This window comes from Pseudofrankia coriaricola (assembly GCF_001854805.1).
Taxonomy (GTDB): domain Bacteria; phylum Actinomycetota; class Actinomycetes; order Frankiales; family Frankiaceae; genus Pseudofrankia.
In genome coordinates, this window is the sequence record NZ_MBLO01000265.1 from 85,173 (window position 1) to 102,689 (window position 17,517).

Sequence of the window (17,517 nt, forward strand, 5' to 3'; positions counted from 1 at the left end):
CCAACCACCGCAGACGAAGGGAGTACGACATGGGGCACGCAGGTCGGCCCTACTACGTGCCGGTCGGCAACGAGGAACAGGTCTTCAGGGCCGCCTACCGCCAGAACCTCGCCATCCTGCTCAAGGGACCGACGGGCTGCGGGAAGACCCGCTTCGTCCAGGCGATGGCGCATGACCTGAACCGGCCGCTGGTCACCGTCGCCTGCCACGACGACCTGACGACCGCCGATCTCGTCGGGCGATTCCTGCTGCGCGGCGGCGAAACCGAATGGGTCGACGGCCCGCTGACCAGGGCGGTGCGGGAGGGCGCCATCTGCTATCTCGACGAGGTCGTCGAGGCCCGGCAGGACACCACTGTCGTGCTCCACCCGCTGGGCGACCACCGCCGCCAGCTCCCGATCGACCGCCTCGGACTGACCCTCGACGCCGCACCCGGCTTCTGCCTCGTCGTCTCCTACAACCCCGGCTACCAGAGCGTCCTGAAGGATCTCAAGGACTCGACCCGCCAGCGCATGGTGGCCATCGAGCTCGGCTTCCCGCCGCCCGATGTCGAGGAGAAGGTCGTCGCGGCCGAGGCCGGCGTCGCCCCCGACACGGCCTCCCAGCTCGTGGTGCTGGGCCAGGCGATCCGCCGCCTCGAAACGCCGGGGCTACGTGAGGTGGCGTCCACCCGTGTCCTCATCGCCGCCGGACAGCTCATCGCCGAAGGACTCACACCGCGCGCGGCCGCCCGCGCCGCCGTCGCCGGCCCGCTCACCGACGACCTGTCGCTGACCGCCGGTCTCGCCCAACTGATCGACGTCTACCTCGGCGAGGATCTCGCCCCCGCCAAGGCCTGACCCCCGCGGCCGGCTGACATCACCAGCCGATCTGCTCACGACCTGCCCCGCCACGTCACCTCCGTCCTCAAAAGACGGGGCTGCCGCGCGGGCACGAGGTCGACCGCTAAGGAGAAGCGTCATGTCCTACGAAAGCACGGCCGAGCCGATCAAACTCGGCTACCTGTTCGACTTCCGGTTACCGGACCAGTACCCGCAGGAAATGCGGGACGACCTGATGAGGCCGTTCGAGCTGGTGTTCAGCGAGGGCCTGAAGCAGGGAATCCTCGACCGACCGGTCGAGATCGTCTTCCGGGAGGTCGAGGGCCTCCCGAAGGGGAGCATCAAAGCGGTCATCGACGCGTACGGCGAACTCGTCGACGAGGGATGCCTCGCCGTGTTCGGCCCGGCCATCACCGACAACGCCGTCCCGACCCGCGAGGCCATCGAGACCCGCTTCCACGTCCCGGCGATCAGCTGCACCGGCTCCGAGGACTGGCTGGGGGAGTGGACCTTCGCCCTCCCGCAGGGGTCGATGACCGACGAGCCCATCTTCTGGGCGGATCTGCTGGCCAAGGCGGGGCACACCGAGGTCGGCGCACTGGTCGAGCAGTCCCTGGTCGGCCAGAGCTACCTGGGCAGCTTCCGCATCGCCTGCCGCGACCGCGGTATCCGGATCGTCGCCGAGGAGCCCATCGCGCAGACCGCCCAGGACATCGAGAAGGCGGTAGGCCGGCTCCACGCGGCCAAGGTGCAGGCGATCGTGCACTGCGGCTTCGGGTTCGGCGCGGTCCACGTGAATCCCGTGCTCGCCGCCCTCGGGTGGGACCCGCCCCGTTACATGGGCACCGCCTTCCAGAACGCGTGGATCAGCCCGGTGATGTGGAACGCGGTCCTCGGCTGGACCGGCGTCGACCAGTACGACGAGGCCAACCCTGTCGGCCAGAGGTTCCTCGACCAGTTCGAGGCGGCCTACGCGCGGCGCCCCCAGTACTGCGTTCCCGTGATGAACCGGGACTTCGCGACGGTTCTTTTGCGAGCGTTCTCCGATGCGCATCCGCTGACGCCGCGAGGCGTCAAGGAGGCGCTGGAGCGAGTGAAGATGATCCCCGCCGCGGCCGGCGCTCCCGGCACGCGCATCTCGTTCGGGAAATGGACCCGCCGCGGCTGGATGGGAGCCGGCTATCTGGTGGCGCGGACTCTCGACCCGGACGGCACGAACTCCCAGCTCATCGGCCGATTCGGCGAGGAGTAATCATGACCGGGACAGTCGCACCACTCGCTGACACCGATGCGCCCACCATCGTGCGACGACGGCCCCCGTGGTGGATGGCGTTGATCCTCCTCGGGCTCAACATCGGCGTCATGGTCGCGCTCTACAACGCCCGCCGAGGCGCGGAATCCAACCGGATCGCCAACCGCGACGTCGTGGGGGCGCCACGGCCGGTCAGATTCCTGTTCGGCAAGTCCGATTGGCTCGTCATGCAGGAGATTGGCCTCGCCCTGACGGCCATCACCGTTGTCGTCGCGATGGTGCTCTACTGGCAGCGCTACCCCAGGCACCCGGTCCTGCTGATGCTGATCGCCGCGACATGCATCATCTGGCAGGACCCGATCATGAACTGGGCGCCCTACGCGGTCTACAACCCGCAGCTCACGCACTGGCCCGAGACGTGGCCCGTGGCGTCACTGTCGCCCACGGTCGAGCCCTTCATCGTGATGGGCTATCTGACCTTCTACGTGGGCCCGTACTTCCCCGCGATCTGGATTCTGCGGAAGATCCAGGCCGGTCGTTCGCCCGAGTCGTTCGTCTGGCGTCACCCCCTCATCACCCTGGGCGCCATGATCTTCGTGATCGGGTTCGTCTACGACGCGATTCTTGAGGTTTTCTGCGTCCGCACCGGGCTGTACATCTACTCGCAGGTGATCCCGTTCGGGTCCCTGTGGGCGGGGAAGCCCTACCAGTTCCCGCTGCTGTGGGAATCAGGTCTGGTCACCCTGGTGATGATCCCCGCGGGTGTCCTGCTGTACCGGGACGACACCGGGCGCACCAAGGCGGAGAAACTCGCCCAGCGGATACGGATCTTCGCTCGCCGGCCGGCGCTCGGCACGTTCGTGGTGATGTTCGCGATCCTCAACGTCGCCTACTTCGCCTACGGCGCCGGGTTCGCCGTCATCCGCGCCACGAAGTCCGCCACGTCCGTCGCCTGCCCGTGGCCGTACCCCGAGGCGAAGGTCTACGACCCCAACGGCTTCTACGAGGGGGCCGGTCAGCCCGGGCCCTACTTCGAGGGCAACTGGTCCGGCTGGGAGAGCGCACAGAGCGGACGCCCTGACGTGACCGCACCCGCGGACGGTGGCCGTTGCGGGAGCGGGAATGGCTGAGCCATCGACACCGGCCCAGCCTCGCAGCGTTGTCATCACCGGCGCGTCCCGCGGCCTCGGACTGGCCTCGGCCGCTCATCTGTACCGGCAGGGATGGCATGTCCTGGCCGCGATGCGCGCACCCGACGTGGGAATGGCCAGGTTGCGGGAGGCCACCGGTGCGACGCTGGATGACCCCAGGCTGACTCCGGTCCGTCTCGATCTCGACGACCCGACCTCGATCTCCGAGGCCGCTCGAATGATCGAGAAGGCGGTCGGGGCGCCCGACGCCGTCGTGCACAACGCCGCCCTCATCGTCGTCGGCTGCGTCGAGGAGATGCCAGCCGACGTCTTTCGGCAGATCTTCGCCACCAACGTCCTCGGGCCGGTCCGCCTCACCCAGGAGTTGCTGCCGGCCATGCGCGCCGCCGGGCGTGGCCGCATCGTCGTGGTCTCCAGCGCGGGCGGCGTCCGCGGAATGCCCACGACCAGCGCCTACTCCGCTTCCAAGGGAGCGCTCGAACGGTGGGCCGAGGCCCTCGCGGAGGAGATCGCCGCCTTCGGCCTCGGCGTCACCGTCCTGGTCGCCGGCACCTTCAACACCTCGCTGGAACAGACCTTCACCTACGCCGACAGGGACGGGCCGTACAGCGAGCACCACGCCAGTCTGGGGCGCGCCGGCGAACGCGTACTGCGCTCCGTCAGCCCCCCGGAGAACTTCCCCCCGGGACTCACAAAGGCCCTGGGCGACCGCGCTCCATTCACCCGCCACGCGGTCGGCAACGACGCCCGCATGCTGCTCGCCGGCAAACGCCTGATGCCCGACCGGATCTTCCGAGCCCTCGTAGGCAAGACCCTCGGGCTGCCCCGGCCAGGCAGCCTGCGCGACCACCCCCACCGGCTCGCCACGGTCACCCCACCCTCCGACGAGAGCGAACGCCATGGCTGACAGTCCGACAGTCGGCTTCGAGACCCGGATGCTGATCGACGGCGCGCTCGTCGACGGGGCCGCCGGAGTCTTCGCCAACATCAATCCGGCGACCGAGCAGCCGATCGGCGAGGTCGCCGACGCGTCGAAGGCGGACATGCACCGCGCCATCGACGCGGCTCGCCGGGCCTTCGACGACACCGACTGGTCCACCAACCACTCCTTCCGGCAGCGCTGCCTCCTCCAGCTCCAGGCGGCCCTCGAAGCCGAAAAGGAACAGCTGCGCGAGGAACTGATCCTGGAGGCCGGCTGCCCACGGCTGGTCACCCACGGACCGCAGCTGGACGCCCCGCTGGCCGACGCGCTCACCTATCCCGCCAAACTGATCGACTCCTACCCCTGGGAGACCGACCTCGGCGAGGCGTACTCCGATCTCACCCGGCAGGTCTGCAGGCGAATGGTCTGGCGGGAGCCGGTAGGAGTGGTCGGGGCGATCGTGCCGTGGAACTTCCCGTTCGAGATCGCGATCCACAAGCTCGGCCAGGCGCTCGCGACCGGGAACACCATCGTGCTCAAACCCGCGCCGGACACCCCGTACACCGCCACCCGCCTGGGCCGGCTCATCGCCGAGCACACCGACATCCCCGCGGGCGTGGTCAACGTCGTCACGGCGTCCGACCACCTCGTCGGCGAGGAGCTCACGCTCAGCCCGAAGGTCGACCTGATCTCCTTCACCGGCTCCACCGCCGTGGGGAAGAGAATCATGGAAAAGGGCGCCGCGACGATGAAGCGCCTGTTCCTGGAACTCGGCGGCAAGTCGGCCACCATCGTCCTGGAGGACGCCGACCTCGCGGCGGCCTGCCTGATCGGCATCGCCCCCTGCATGCACGCTGGCCAGGGCTGCGCCATCCCGACCCGGATGCTGCTACCCAGGTCGCGCTACGCCGAGGGCGTCGAGCTGCTGCGCGGCATGTACGAGGGCGTCGTACCCGGCGACCCGCAGGACCCCGGCACACTATGCGGCCCGGTGATCTCGGCGAAGCAGCGCGAGCGCGTCCGCGGCTACATCCGGCGGGGCATCAACGAGGGCGCGAAGCTCCTCGTCGGCGCCGCGGACGGGCCAGCCGTCCCCGACCGGGGCTTCTACGTCAGGCCAACCCTGTTCGTCGACGTCGACAACACGATGACGATCGCCCAGGAAGAGATCTTCGGCCCCGTCCTCGCGGTCATCCCCTACGAGGACGAGCGGGACGCCGTCCGCATCGCCAACGACAGCGTCTACGGCCTCGCCGGCAACGTGATGTCCGGCTCGCTCGAGCACTCCCTGGTGGTCGCCCGCCAGCTGCGCGCCGGGTTCATCGGAGTCAACGGCGGCGCTCCCTACGGCGCGGACGTCCCGTTCGGCGGCTACAAGGCCAGCGGCGTCGGCCGCCAGAACGGCCACGCCGGTTTCGACCAGTACCTCGAGATCAAGTCCGTCGCATATCCGGCCGGCTAAGGAGACCCCCAGCATGCAGCTCTACGACGACCTCGAGGACTTCGGCAGCTTCGACGACGCCGTCGCCGGCGACGTCCGGGACCCCTACCCGGAACTGGCACGGATGTGGCGCGACGAGCCCGTCCAGCGCCTCGACATGTCCGACATGCCGCACGACGACGCCAAGCCGATCTTCTTCGTCTACCGCTACGACGACGTCGCCCGCGTCCTGCGCGACAACGAGACCTTCTCGTCGTCGATCATCCTCGACGCCTTCGGCGATGCCCTGGGCAAGGACGTCATGCTTGGCATGGACGAGCCGGCCCATCGCCGCCACCGCGGACTGGTCGCCGGCGCCTTCAGCCAGAAGGCGATCGCCCGCCGCGAGAACGACCTCGTCGACCGCGTCGCGAACGACCTCATCGACCGGTTCGCCGACAAGGGACGCGCCGACCTCGTCCCGCAGTTCACGTTCCCCTACCCGAGCCAGATCATCGCCAGCCTGCTCGGCCTGCCCCGCGAGGACTACCCGCAGTTCCAGCGCTGGTCGATCTCGTTGCTAAGCATCCTCACCAACCGCGAACGCGGCCTCGCCGCCTCCGAGGCGCTGCGGAAGTACTTCATCCCGATTCTCGCCGCCCGACGCGACGAACCTCGCGACGACCTGATCAGTGATCTCGCGGTCGCCGAGATCGACGGAGAACGGCTCTCTGACGAGGAGATCTTCTCGTTCCTGCGCCTGCTGCTGCCCGCCGGTGTCGAGACCACCTACCGCTCCACGGGCAGTCTGCTGTTCGGACTTCTGTCCCACCCCGACCAGCTCGACGCGGTGTGTGCTGATCGGTCGCTCATTCCTCAGGCCATCGAGGAAGCGATCCGGTGGGAGCCTCCGCTGGTGCTGATCACGAGGGTTGCGACCCGGGACACCGAGCTGTCCGGGGTGGCGATCCCGGCGGGCTCCGCGGTCATGCCGATGCTCGGCTCGGCCAACCGGGAAGCCGACCGCAACCCCGACCCGGACCGCTTCGACATCTTCCGCACCTCCCACCAGCACATCGCGTTCGGCCACGGCGTGCACATCTGCCTCGGCATGCACCTCGCCCGCCTCGAGATGCGCGTCGCGGTCAACGCCCTGCTCGACCGGCTGCCCGACCTGCGCCTCGACCCAGCCGGCGACGACCCCCACATCCACGGCCAGGTATTCCGCTCCCCAACCTCGCTGCCCGTCCTGTTCGACGCAAAAGCCTAGGGGCAGCGGACGCCACAGCTTTCTCCTGAACCTTGGACGGCGCCGGGACAGCGGCCACCACTCGACGAGGCCGGCCGGAGGTCGGCCCTGACACCTGCGCCGCACGACCAAGAACTGCCTGCCTTGTCTCCCGCGACGAACGAGGGCGCGGCCGTCGCGCCCCGGCCGGGCCGGGAGGCCGACCACCCTACGGCGGTCGTGCCGCGACGGCAGACCACAGATCCTCGTGTACCTACAACCGAAAGGGTCCTCATGGGCAAGCTCGACGGCAGGGTCGCCTTCATCACCGGAGCCGCCCGCGGCCAAGGCCGCAGCCACGCACTCCGCCTGGCCAGCGAGGGCGCCGACATCGTCGCGATCGATCTCTGCGAACAGATCGCCAGCGTTCCCTACCCCCTCGCCACGCCGGAGGACCTCGCCCAGACCGTCAAGGAAGTCGAGGCCCTCGGCCGCGGCATCGTCGCGGTCAAGGCGGACGTCCGGGAACGCTCCCAGTTGCGCGCCGCGCTCGACCAGGGGCTCGCCCGATTCGGCCGCCTCGATATCGTCCTCGGGAACGCGGGCGTCTGCCCGTGGGAGGACATCTCGCTGTGCGGCGGGTTCGTCGACGGCACGGACATCGACCTCATCGGCGTCATGAACACCGTCGCGGTCAGCCTCCCGCACCTGACGGCCGGCGCCTCGATCATCCTGACCGGCTCCACCGCCGGAATGATGAAAGGCACCACCGAGGCGCTGGGTAACACCGGCGGAGTCGCCTATGCATGGGCCAAGCAGACCGTCGCCCGCTACACCGAGGTCCTCGCCCTGCAGCTCGCACCGCACAACGTCCGGCTCAACGCGATCCACCCGACCAACGTCAACACCGACCTCCTGCAGAACGACCGCATGTACAGGACGTTCCGGCCGGACCTGGAAAACCCGACCCGCGAGGACGCCGAACTCGCCTTCCCAGTGCTCCAGGCCATGCCGATCCCGTACATCGAGCCGAACGACGTCAGCTCGCTGGTGCTGTTCCTCGCCTCCAACGACGCGAAGTACATCACCGGCCTGAACCTGCGCATCGACGCCGGCGGCATGCTCAAGGGCACCCCAGCCTTCTAACTGACACCGGCGAGGGAGATCCCCGGGCGGTGCGCGGCCTGCGTGACGGAGGCTCGAGCAGCAATCAGGCTCGAGTACAAGCACCATCAGGTTCAGGCCGAGCACCAGCTCGGGTATCCGAACGACCGCCAGGGAAACCAATCGGGCGCACAGCGCGATCCGCCGGACTGCCGAGACGCCTACTGCAATGTTCCTTAAAGGCAGTAGACAAAGCGGTGGCGGAGTGTGCGGGTGGGTGGTGGCGGTCGTCCCCAGACCCATGGTCTGGCGTGGGTGTTGAGTTGGGTGGTGGCCGTTTCGACGGCGTGGGTGATCTCGTCGGTGTCGGCGAAGGTCTGGCCGGCGAACGCGGCCCGGCGTAGCAGTCGCCACCAGCCTTCCTGCAGGTTGAGCCAGCAGGCCTTCTTCGGGATGTATACCTGCTGGATGCGTGGGTGGCGGTCCAGCCATCCGCGGACTTTCCGGCTGGTGGGGGTGGTCAGGTTGTCGGTGACGACCCGGATCGGGCCGCGGGGGTTGGCTCGGGCCAGTTGGGTCAGCAGGCTGATCCAGCCGTCGCTGTTGCGCGCTGGGGCGCAGTAGGTGATCTCGGTGCCGTCGCGGAGGCGCAGGGCGCCGAAGACCCAGGTCTTCTCGCTGCCGCGGGAGTACTCCAGGGGTGCCTTGATGCGGTGGCCGTCGGGTGACCAGCCCGGTGCGGGTGGGAACGTGCGTGGGATCACCGGGCCGAGTTCGTCGGCGCAGATGACCGTGGTGCCCGCGGGCGGATGGGCGGGGATGCGGATCCGCGGCGGGGGAGGACGCGGTGTCCGACGTCGAGAGTGAGGAGTGCCTGTTCGGGGTGGTGAGCTTCGCCGATCCCGGCCACACGCGGGCGTTGGCGGTGTGTCTGCCGTTCGAGTCGCTGACCGCTGCTCGTGCCTACGCGCGTCGCCAAGGCTTGGCGCACAGCCTGGTCAGCCCGTTGGCGTTCGACACCACCGCCGACGCGGCCGTCGACGGCGCCGTCAGCAACGGACAGGCCGACGCGGCCCAGACCGGCACCGAGCTGGTGATGGCGTCCGCTGGCTGATGCACTGCCCTGGGCCGGCCACTCGCTGATTGCTGCCGGAGCGATGGGGACCTGCGCGGTCTTGGGGCCTGCGATGTCTCCAGGGGTGTCCCGCGCGATGCGTGCAGCGGCGCGAATACGTCGCGATGTCATTCGCGATGTCTCTTGCGATGTCGTCCGCGATGACAGTGGACAGCAGCGTCAGGGCTTTCGGGCATCCGTGGTGCCCGGGTCCGGACCGCGCGGGTACCGCCTTGGCGAGCGGGAGACGACATGGCGCGGCCCGATCCCGGCCTGGCCGTGCTGCTTCGCGCATCGAACGGCACCTCGAAGCGATCGCTCGCCAGCTCAGCCAGCGCGGTCAGACCACGTAGTTGGCCCGCTGGCCGCTAGCCCCGGCCGTGGCCAGTGGCGCCGTTTCTGAGGGCTTGTCAGATGGTCAGCTGCCCGCCGCGGAGGTTGGTGACGTCGCAGGCTTGGTCGTAGTCAGCGGCGGCGGTGGAGTCGGTAGGCCGGTCGCCGAGGGCGTAGCGGGCAGGATCGGCCGCGTCTGAGGCGGCAGGGGAGCCGTAGGACAGACCGGCCAGGCGATGGCGGTAGCGCTCGACCCGGCCGGCCGCCTGATCCCAGGCCTCCACGTCCGGACCAGCGGGGCGGGGGCCGAGGAGCGCGGTCAAGTAGCGGGCGGGTTCGGGTCCCCGCACGGGCCAGGGCGTCGACGGCCTGGCGGTCAAGCGCGGCGTCGAGCCGGGCCAGTCGTGCCTCCTGCTCGTATCGCGCCGGCGTTCGGGCGTGCGGCGCGACGACGGGGACTCCGTCCGAAGTGATGGTCACCTGGGCGCTGACGGCCGCGGTGAGCGTGTCGGCGAGGTCGCGACGTTCGGCGGCGAGTTCCGTCGTCGGCCTGGTCGCGAGGTAGTTGGTCTCGGCGAGGGCTAGCAGACCGGTGACCTCGTTCCATTCCTCCTGGGCGGTGCGCGGCGCGGGCAGGACGTAGAGAGCCGGGTCGATGCCGGCCTGCTGGCAGAGATCGCTGACACGCCTGTCGAGGACGGCCGCGCCGGCCCGGATCCCATCGAGAGACCCGTCGCTGAGTGCCTCAGCCAGCGCGGTGGGCGGATGACCGACGTCAAGGAGGGCGTGCAACCCGGCGACAGCGCGCTCACGGGGAACCGCCTGGCCAGAGCCGGCGAACCGAGCCCGGATCGCGGCGGGGAGGGCAGCGGCCCAGTTGTCGGCAAGCCGGGCGGCCTGGGCGCGATGCCGCAGCCACGGATCGCGCGTCTGATCGTCGGCGCGACTGCCGGGTGGCGGGCCGGCCAGGTGCGCCGGAGCTGGAGGCTGTTGGCGAGCGTGGTAGATCGCGAGGCCGGCCACGGCGTCGTCCCAGACGGCCTGGTCCGGGCCAGCCTCCGGGCAGGGGCCGATCCGCGCGAGCAGGCCAGCGGGCGGATCCGCGAGTGCGGCGCTGCGTAGCGCCGCCTCCGCGCCCAGCTCGGCGCGGCGCAGCAGCACCTGGCGCGGAACGTCAGCCGAGCCCGGCGCGGTCGCCGGGCCTTCTGACGTCGGCACCGCGTCAGGCGCGGACCGCGGGTTCGGCGCGGCGCGCATCGGCGCGGACGGCGCGACTGGCGCGGTCGGCGTGGTGCCGCTCGGCGCGTTGAGCGCGCCGTTCGCGCCGGACACCGCGCCGATGCCGGTCGCCGCAGGCTCCGGCCGGCTGGGGCGATGACCGGGCGGTGCGCCGAGGCGCAGGGTGGTGAGCTCCGCGAGGGTGTGCTCGCGGGATAGCCAATGCGCGGCGGCCGCGATCGGGTCACGCGCGCCGGCCGGGCGCTCCTGCTCGGACCGGTCGAGCCGGCCCGCGAGCCGGTCGAGCGGGTCACCGGTCGTATTGGGCACGGCGGGTAGCCAGGTCTCGTCGTCGTCGCGAGCGTCGAGATCGTCGCGACGCAGCACGTAGGCCGCGACGTCGCTGCGGGCGCGCGACAGCATGACGTACAGGCCAGCGCGGCTGGTGTCGTCGGGGACGACGGCGCGGGCGGTGTCCATCGTGGCGCCCTGTGCCTTCGCGGCGGTGAGTGCGTAGGCGTGGGCGAGGCCGCCGTCGCGGCCGTCGGCGAACTGGTGCGTGAGGTACTCCCATGGGACCTGGACCGTGCCTTTGCTCGGGAAGTACACCGTGACCGACTGCGCCGCTGGGTGATCCGGGTCGATGTGGACGGCGGTGACGGTTCCGGTCGTCCCGGTCCGGATGTACGCCGACCCGGGCCGGCCCTCGGGCACCAGGGTGTGGCCGGTCTGGGTGAGGGTCACGACCTCGTCGCCGACCTGGAAGTCCCGCCCCGCCAGCGCCAGCACCGGCCCGGTGAGCGTGCCGTCGGCGGCGAGCAGCGCGCGGGCCGCCTGATTGAGCATCTCGACGTCCCGGTGCCGCTCGGCCATCATCCGCGCCGCCGCCGCCGCTCCGGGCGCCCGGCCGCGCCAGCGCGACGGTGGCGCGCCGGAGCCAGGCGCCGGCGCGGATCCGCCAGAGTTCGCGCCGACGACCGCGCCGTTGCTGGCGCCCGCTGGCGAGTCCGCGCCGTTCGCGCCGACGGCCGCGCCGCGGTCGGCGCGGTCGCGCTGGCGGCGTTCGGCGTACCAGTCGGCGACGGCCCGCGCGAGCAGCGCGTCCGGGTCGTCGACGAGACGGACCTTGCCATGGGCAGCGAGCCGCTCAAGGGCGGCGCGGGTGCCCACCCCGGTATCGGTGCGCAGCGCGCCGAGCGCGGCTCGCACCGCGGTGAGGTCCGCGCCGGCCTGCCGACGCACGGTCGTCAGCGTCGGCACGTCGGCTGTCTGGGCGACGAGGTGCGCGAACCATCCGCCGGCAGCGACCGAACCGAGCTGCGCCGGATCCCCGAGCAGGATCACCACCGTCCCCGTCCGGCTGGCGAAGTGGAGCAGCCGTTCGGCGTCGCGGGTCCCGACCTGGGTCGCCTCATCGACGATCAGCACCGAACCAGGCGGCCACACCGTGGCCGGGTCGTCGACCCGGCTGAGCTTCTCCAACCAACTCGCCACGACCCGCGCCGAGATCCCAACCCGCTCGGCCAGCTCCTCGGCCTGCCGACCGCCGTGGGCGGTCGCGAAGACCTGCCGCCCCGCGGCCTGCACGATGCCGGTCAAGAGCCGCATCGCCTCCGTCTTCCCCGTGCCCGCCGCGCCGACCGCCAGGCGCACCAGGTCCTCACCGATCAACAGCCGGCGCACCAGCTCCACCTGCTCGCCCGAAAGGAACGACTCACCACTGGCGCGCGCCGCCGCGCCGCTGAAGCCTGGACTGGCGGCGCGGACGGGCGCGCCGTCCACGCTGCCTCGACCCCCGCTCGCGCCGTTCGAGGCGGCCGTGCTTGCGGCAGCCAGGTGGGCGGTGAGCATGCGCCGGTCCACGAGCCTGCGCGGGGCCGCGCCGAACGCGACCTGGCCGGTGCGGACCAGTCCGGCGAGCCGCTCCTCTGCGGCGAGCAGCCCCTCGACCGTGTAGAACGGCTCCGGTTCCTGGCGGCGGCGCTGCCCGGGCGCGGTATCGACAAGCACGGCGACCCGCGGATCGGCGAGGAACCGGTCCGTCAGTCGCTCCACCGCCGCCACATCCAACCGGTCCCCGCCCCACTCGGAGACCCGGCGCACCACATCTCGGCGCGCGAACGTCGTCGTCTTCTCGGTCATCCCTGCCGGTCCGGCGAGCAGATCGAAAAGCCCAGCTACGTCGGCGTCGTCGACCGGCTGAGGTCGGTGAATCCCCGGCGCGGCCAGCGCGCGGACCTTCTCGACGCTCCACCCCGCCGCCGTCAGCTTCTCGACCTGGAGCGCGCGGACCGCGGCGTCGGCGAGTACCCGCTTCGGCGCCCGGGACTCCCGCTGCGCGACCGCCCTCGTCGCACCCGACGGCTCCAATCCGCCGGCCACGAGCTGGGCGAACTCCTCCTCCACCTCCCGGTGCCGCGTCGAGAACGCCGCCAACAACTCGACCGGAAACCCGGCCAGCTCTGCCACCCCGTTACGCACCGGCCCCCACTGCAGCCCGCGCCGCTCTGACAACTCGGGGCGCAGCACCGCGGCGCCGACGAACCCGGCCGTCCGGACATGCGCGAGGAACACCTCCCCGTCGACCGCCCGCCAGTCCCAGCCCGTCACCGCCCGGCCGGCCCCGGTCTCCGGCCGTTCGCCGTCAGACCCGGCCGGATCGGAGGGAACAGCCACCGCATTGATCACAATGTTGTGGACATGCAGATGCGCCTCGACCGCCCGCGACACATCGTGCCTGTACGACGCCACCGCCAGGCCGAACGCCCGCCGGTTGCGCCCGCCGACCATGCCGAACGCGGCGTGGCGCTCCAGGTAGCCGATCGTCGCGTCGACCGCCGCGTCCAACGCCGCCGCCACATCCGCCCGCAACGCCTCGTCACCGAACGCCCACAGCAGCGAGACGGACTTCGGCGCGGCGCAGACCACGTCGTAACCGAGCACCGTCGCCGGCGGCACCCGCGCCGCACACCACCGCTCCAACATGTCCCGCCGCACCCGCCATCGCCCGTCAGCGCCGCGTACGCCCGACAGTTGAATGCCGCCCGAGGAGCCGGCCCTACCTCTGGCATCCTCCGGAACCTCACTCGTCCGCGGTTCGACGTCGTCCGCCGGCCGCTCGTGTTCGGCAGCGGACGGCCGATCTCCGACAACAACGCCTCCGGCGGGGACCGGCTGGTCGGAAGTGGCGCCGGCCTCGGAGTTGCGACTGACGAGCGAACGCAGATGACTCACGCTCACCCCAGCAACCGCCGCGGCCTCAACCAACGTCAGCAGATCGTCACCACTGCCGGATCCGGTCCCGCTGCCTGCAACCGGAGGAGCAGACAACCTTTTGGACCTGCGATCGGGGAGGTCCGTATGCCGTGCCCGCGCCGCTGGATCAGGTCCGGTCAGCAACGGCCGGTTCGTCACGGCATGTCGGCCCCGCAGCAGCCGGCTGAGCGCCTCACCAGACACCTCGCCATGAAGGCCCACCAACTCCGCCAAACGGCCCCGAGCACGGCCCACCACTTGGCCCCGGTCGTAATAGCCTGCCAGGCCCGCACTGGCTGCCTGCCCGCCCTGCACATGGGCGACGACAGCCCCCGCCGCCTTCGCGAGATCCTCCGGATCTCGTACCCGCTTCCGCAGAACTCGGGGCGTTGCAATCACCGCGGCCCCCGAACAGCGGCGGCGCGACGACCCGAACGATGTGGATGGGAGACGGAGAGAAGACGGCACGGCACAGGTCGCTCCGAACGCCGATGAACACCAGCCCGGCCCGGCCGGGAACCGGCAACGACAACCCGTCAGCCTGAAATCCCCGAACATCGCTACCGTCATCGCCAAGGCCCTCTCACCGGCCACCGCAAATGCCCCCGCGGGCTCGGTGCGGGTCACCGAGCCCGCGGCCATCGCTGGCATGTCGCGTCGGCACACCCCCGGAAGCACTCGCGTAGTCACCGCAGCGAAAGCCGAGGCGCAGGCAACCGCGTGGCGGTGACAGGCGGCCGACGCGCTCGGTGGCGTCGACCTGCTGGTCGCGGACCATCGCCGGTGTTCGGTGACGAGCAGCGCCGTGTGTTCCCTCCCGAGAACGGGCAGCAGGTCGGAGCCTGTCGCTGTCTGCTACATCGAACAGATAGTCATTCTCTGCGGTGCGAACAGGTTTTTCGCCACCGCCTCGCGGTGGACTATCTCGGATCGCTGGTGCAGGTCGATCCGGCCCTGTTCGCCGGCTATTCCTGGACTGGCCGGACTATCAAGTACCAACGCGCCCAGATCCGCGGTGAGTACGGGACCCGCGGCCCGACCGAGGCTGACGAAGAGCGGTGGGCGCAGTGGCTGGCCGAGGAAATATGCCCGACAGAAACGAACCGGGAACGGCTGGCCAGCGCCCTGCGCAGCCGCTGCCGGAGTGAGAAAGTCGAGCCGCCGGCCGTCGGCCGCCGGTCAGGTAGACCGGATCGTGGCCTCAGGCTGCCGGCAGTTTGATGACGCTTCGCCGCGGTGACTGCATTGGCGAGTCCTTTCGGTGATCCGTCAACCGTTTGCTCAGACGGGAAGTTCGGTGATGCTGAGAGCGAAGTTCAAGTTCCCCACCCCGTGGTTGGCGAGGCCCACCGTGACCACGCCCGCTCCTTCCAGCCAGTGCGCCATTTTCAGGCCGCCGACGTCCAGCGGGCGCAGCCCGAGGCTCTCGATGAACGCCTCCACACTTGCCTTGGCCTGCGCATTATCGCCAGCGAGGAAGACGTCAGGCCGACCCTTCTCCAGGACATGACGGAAGATGGTGTTGAACGCCTTCACCACGCTGGCGCTGGCCGGGGCCGCCTTGGCGACTTCCTGCGCGATCGAGGTCTCCTCGCGGTGGGCTAGCCCGTCGAACGTGGAATTGAAGGGATTGCTGATGTCGACGATAACCTTGCCCGCGAGAGCGTCTCCGTACTGGGCGACGACCGGCATGACACCGTCGTACAACAGGGCCACGATGACGATGTCCCCGGCCGGGGCGGTGCCCCATTCTCCCGTCGTGGCGCCGCCGCCGAGAGCCTTGGCCAGGTCGGTGGCCTTGGACTGATCGCGGCCCATGACCTCGACGGTGTTGCCGCCCGCTACCGCCCGCGCGCCGATGGTGCGGGCCATGTTCCCGGTGCCGATGATGCTGATGTTGCTCATGAGATGTCCTGCCCTGGTTGTGCGTTGCTCGGTTTAGATGGCGGTGGTGCCGCCGTCGGCGACGAGTTCCATACCGTTGACGTAGCTGGAGTCGTCGGAGGCGAGGAAGAGGGCGGCGGTGGCGATTTCGTCGGGGCGGCCCATCTGGCCGCGGGGGATGAGGGACTCGAACTGGCGTTTGGTGGCCTCGTCGAAGAGTTCTTCCTGCTTGGCGGTGGCGACCTGGCCGGGGGTCAGGACGTTGACGCGGATGCGGCGGTCCTTCAGCTCGTTGAGCCAGACGCGGGCCCAGGCCTGCTGGACGGCCTTGCTGCCGGCGTAGACGCTCCAGCCGGGGAAGGCGCCGAGGGACGCGTTGGAGCCGGTCATGAGGATGGAGCCGCCGTCGTTGAAGAGCGGGAGGGCCTTCTGGACGGTGAACAGGGTGCCGCGGGCGTTGAGCCAGAACGCCGTGTGGAAATGGGCCTCGGTGATCTCGCCGAGCGGGGCGGGCTCGCCCACGCCGGCGCTGGCCCACAGCACGTCGAGGCTGCCCTTCTCCCACTTGACGGTGTCGTACAGGCGGTCCAGGTCGTCCAGGTCGGCGGCGTCGCCCTGGACGCCGGTGACGTTGCGGCCGATCTGCTTCACGGCCTCGTCCAGGGCGTCCTGGCGGCGGCCGGTGATGAAGACGTGCGCTCCCTCGTCGACGAACAGCTTCGCGCCGGCCAGCGCCATGCCGGTGGTGCCGCCGGTGATGACCGCTACCTTGCCGTCAAGCTTTCCCATGATCGCTACCTTGGGTCGGTGGTGCCGTGCGCACCTGGGGTGACGGTGTTATGTACACCGATCTGTGTGCTTACGGTATCGGGCGGACGGTCGGGACGCAAATTATGTACACCGGTCGTTACCCAGCTGGGGTACCGTGGACCCATGACGGAGTTGGAGATGGGCCCCAAGGGCCGCCGCCGCGGCCGGGGCGCCCGCGAGCGCATCCTCAGCGTGTCCCAGCAGCTGTTCCGCGAGCAGGGCATCAACCGCACCGGCATGGACCAGCTTTGCGCGGCGGCCCAGGTGTCCAAGCGCACGGCCTACCAGCACTTCACCGGCAAGGACGAACTCGTCGCCGAGTACCTGCGCCGGTTCGACCCCTCCGTGCTGTCCGGCGTGTTCGACCGCACCGACCTCACGCCCCGCGAACGGCTCCTCGCCGCCTTCGACATCCCCCCCACCACCCCCCTGTGCCCCTACATCGCCGCCGCCGTCGAACTCCACGACCCCCAGCACCCCGCATCCCAGTACGCACGCGACTACAAGAAAGCCGTCGCCGCGCGGCTCGCCGACACCGCCCGCGAAGCCGCCGCCGCCGACCCTGAACAGCTCGGCGAGCAGCTCGCGCTGCTCATCGACGGCGCCGCGGCCCGCACCCGGGTCCTCAACGCCGACGCCTTCCCCACCGCCGCTGCCATCGCCGCCGTCCTCATCGACAACGCCATCCCCGCCACAGCCAGCGATGACCGGCGACGGGAGGACGTGTCAAGTTAACTTGACACTCCGCGGCCGGGCTGGACGCGCTGCCGGTCGCGCGGCTGCACCCGCTGGTACGCGACACCAGCCGCCCGGCACCTGGCCCGGACCTGCTGGCTTTTACGGAACTGGCCGCCCGCCTGCTGAAGGCCGCAGCAGAAGCCGCCGGGGAGACCGGCGACCCCCGAGGACCCAAGGCTCCGGCACGTTTGAAGTTTGACCGGCCTGTCGGGGATTGTCCGTTTGTGGTCTGGCTGGCTTGTCATGGGAAGCCGTGGAGGTCGAGTG

The 17,517-nt window shown here is 70.3% G+C and carries 14 protein-coding genes; 10 read left to right on the forward strand and 4 right to left on the reverse strand.

What is annotated here, in order from left to right; translation table 11 throughout:
* The first annotated feature begins 29 nt into the window (after window positions 1-29).
* The 7 genes from BCD48_RS41015 (at window position 30) to BCD48_RS41045 (ending at window position 7,940) form a co-directional block, all read left to right on the forward strand.
* A complete protein-coding gene (locus BCD48_RS41015) occupies window positions 30-839 on the forward strand; it encodes a CbbQ/NirQ/NorQ/GpvN family protein (protein ID WP_071053791.1) in 810 nt (269 codons plus the stop codon).
* Window positions 840-960: 121 nt separating this feature from the next.
* Entirely contained in the window at window positions 961-2,073 is a 1,113-nt protein-coding gene (locus tag BCD48_RS41020) for an ABC transporter substrate-binding protein (protein ID WP_071053792.1), read from the forward strand.
* A 2-nt stretch (window positions 2,074-2,075) separates the two neighbouring features.
* The gene (locus BCD48_RS41025) at window positions 2,076-3,203 is read left to right on the forward strand and encodes a spirocyclase AveC family protein (protein WP_071053793.1); all 1,128 of its coding nucleotides are present in this window, start codon (window positions 2,076-2,078) and stop codon (window positions 3,201-3,203) included.
* A complete protein-coding gene (locus BCD48_RS41030) occupies window positions 3,196-4,131 on the forward strand; it encodes an SDR family NAD(P)-dependent oxidoreductase (protein ID WP_071053794.1) in 936 nt (311 codons plus the stop codon). Before BCD48_RS41025 ends, BCD48_RS41030 begins: the two co-directional genes overlap by 8 nt.
* Entirely contained in the window at window positions 4,124-5,608 is a 1,485-nt protein-coding gene (locus BCD48_RS41035) for an aldehyde dehydrogenase family protein (protein WP_198543600.1), read from the forward strand. Before BCD48_RS41030 ends, BCD48_RS41035 begins: the two co-directional genes overlap by 8 nt.
* Window positions 5,609-5,621: 13 nt before the next feature.
* Window positions 5,622-6,836: a cytochrome P450 gene (locus tag BCD48_RS41040; RefSeq protein WP_071053795.1), complete on the forward strand. Its 1,215-nt coding sequence runs from the start codon at window positions 5,622-5,624 to the stop codon at window positions 6,834-6,836.
* A gap of 252 nt (window positions 6,837-7,088) precedes the next feature.
* Window positions 7,089-7,940 (forward strand): mycofactocin-coupled SDR family oxidoreductase, encoded by an 852-nt coding sequence (locus BCD48_RS41045; RefSeq protein WP_071053796.1) that lies wholly within the window; start codon window positions 7,089-7,091, stop codon window positions 7,938-7,940.
* A 194-nt stretch (window positions 7,941-8,134) separates the two neighbouring features.
* Here the strand turns inward: BCD48_RS41045 and BCD48_RS41050 are convergent, their stop codons facing one another.
* Window positions 8,135-8,725, reverse strand: coding sequence for an IS630 family transposase (locus BCD48_RS41050; protein WP_312624072.1), 591 nt, complete (start codon window positions 8,723-8,725; stop codon window positions 8,135-8,137).
* Between the two features lie 20 nt (window positions 8,726-8,745).
* Here BCD48_RS41050 and BCD48_RS41055 point away from each other — a divergent pair, with 20 nt between their 5' ends.
* Entirely contained in the window at window positions 8,746-9,012 is a 267-nt protein-coding gene (locus tag BCD48_RS41055; RefSeq protein ID WP_071053798.1) for a hypothetical protein, read from the forward strand.
* A gap of 465 nt (window positions 9,013-9,477) precedes the next feature.
* Here the strand turns inward: BCD48_RS41055 and mobF are convergent, their stop codons facing one another.
* Entirely contained in the window at window positions 9,478-14,217 is a 4,740-nt protein-coding gene (gene mobF, locus BCD48_RS41060; RefSeq protein WP_241842378.1) for a MobF family relaxase, read from the reverse strand.
* Window positions 14,218-14,601: 384 nt separating this feature from the next.
* Here mobF and BCD48_RS51765 point away from each other — a divergent pair, with 384 nt between their 5' ends.
* Complete coding sequence (locus tag BCD48_RS51765; RefSeq protein WP_157910622.1) at window positions 14,602-15,039, forward strand: DUF4158 domain-containing protein; 438 nt, start codon at window positions 14,602-14,604, stop codon at window positions 15,037-15,039.
* A 60-nt stretch (window positions 15,040-15,099) separates the two neighbouring features.
* Here the strand turns inward: BCD48_RS51765 and BCD48_RS41070 are convergent, their stop codons facing one another.
* Window positions 15,100-15,723, reverse strand: coding sequence for an NADPH-dependent F420 reductase (locus BCD48_RS41070; protein WP_071053801.1), 624 nt, complete (start codon window positions 15,721-15,723; stop codon window positions 15,100-15,102).
* 33 nt (window positions 15,724-15,756) lie between these two features.
* Window positions 15,757-16,491, reverse strand: a complete 735-nt coding sequence (locus BCD48_RS41075) for an SDR family NAD(P)-dependent oxidoreductase (RefSeq protein ID WP_071053802.1) — start codon at window positions 16,489-16,491, stop codon at window positions 15,757-15,759.
* Window positions 16,492-16,635: 144 nt separating this feature from the next.
* On the opposite strand from BCD48_RS41075, the gene BCD48_RS41080 reads away from it, so the two are divergent.
* Complete coding sequence (locus BCD48_RS41080) at window positions 16,636-17,247, forward strand: TetR/AcrR family transcriptional regulator (protein WP_071053803.1); 612 nt, start codon at window positions 16,636-16,638, stop codon at window positions 17,245-17,247.
* The last annotated feature ends 270 nt before the right edge of the window (window positions 17,248-17,517 follow it).

Coding starts and splice junctions, on each gene's coding strand:
- BCD48_RS41020 (WP_071053792.1), top strand. CDS start 961: ATGTCCTACGAAAGCACGGCCGAGCCGATCAAACTCGGCTACCTGTTC.
- BCD48_RS41070 (WP_071053801.1), bottom strand. CDS start 15,723: ATGAGCAACATCAGCATCATCGGCACCGGGAACATGGCCCGCACCATC.
- BCD48_RS41030 (WP_071053794.1), top strand. CDS start 3,196: ATGGCTGAGCCATCGACACCGGCCCAGCCTCGCAGCGTTGTCATCACC.
- BCD48_RS41040 (WP_071053795.1), top strand. CDS start 5,622: ATGCAGCTCTACGACGACCTCGAGGACTTCGGCAGCTTCGACGACGCC.
- BCD48_RS41025 (WP_071053793.1), top strand. CDS start 2,076: ATGACCGGGACAGTCGCACCACTCGCTGACACCGATGCGCCCACCATC.
- BCD48_RS41015 (WP_071053791.1), top strand. CDS start 30: ATGGGGCACGCAGGTCGGCCCTACTACGTGCCGGTCGGCAACGAGGAA.
- BCD48_RS41075 (WP_071053802.1), bottom strand. CDS start 16,491: ATGGGAAAGCTTGACGGCAAGGTAGCGGTCATCACCGGCGGCACCACC.
- BCD48_RS41045 (WP_071053796.1), top strand. CDS start 7,089: ATGGGCAAGCTCGACGGCAGGGTCGCCTTCATCACCGGAGCCGCCCGC.
- BCD48_RS41080 (WP_071053803.1), top strand. CDS start 16,636: ATGACGGAGTTGGAGATGGGCCCCAAGGGCCGCCGCCGCGGCCGGGGC.
- BCD48_RS41035 (WP_198543600.1), top strand. CDS start 4,124: ATGGCTGACAGTCCGACAGTCGGCTTCGAGACCCGGATGCTGATCGAC.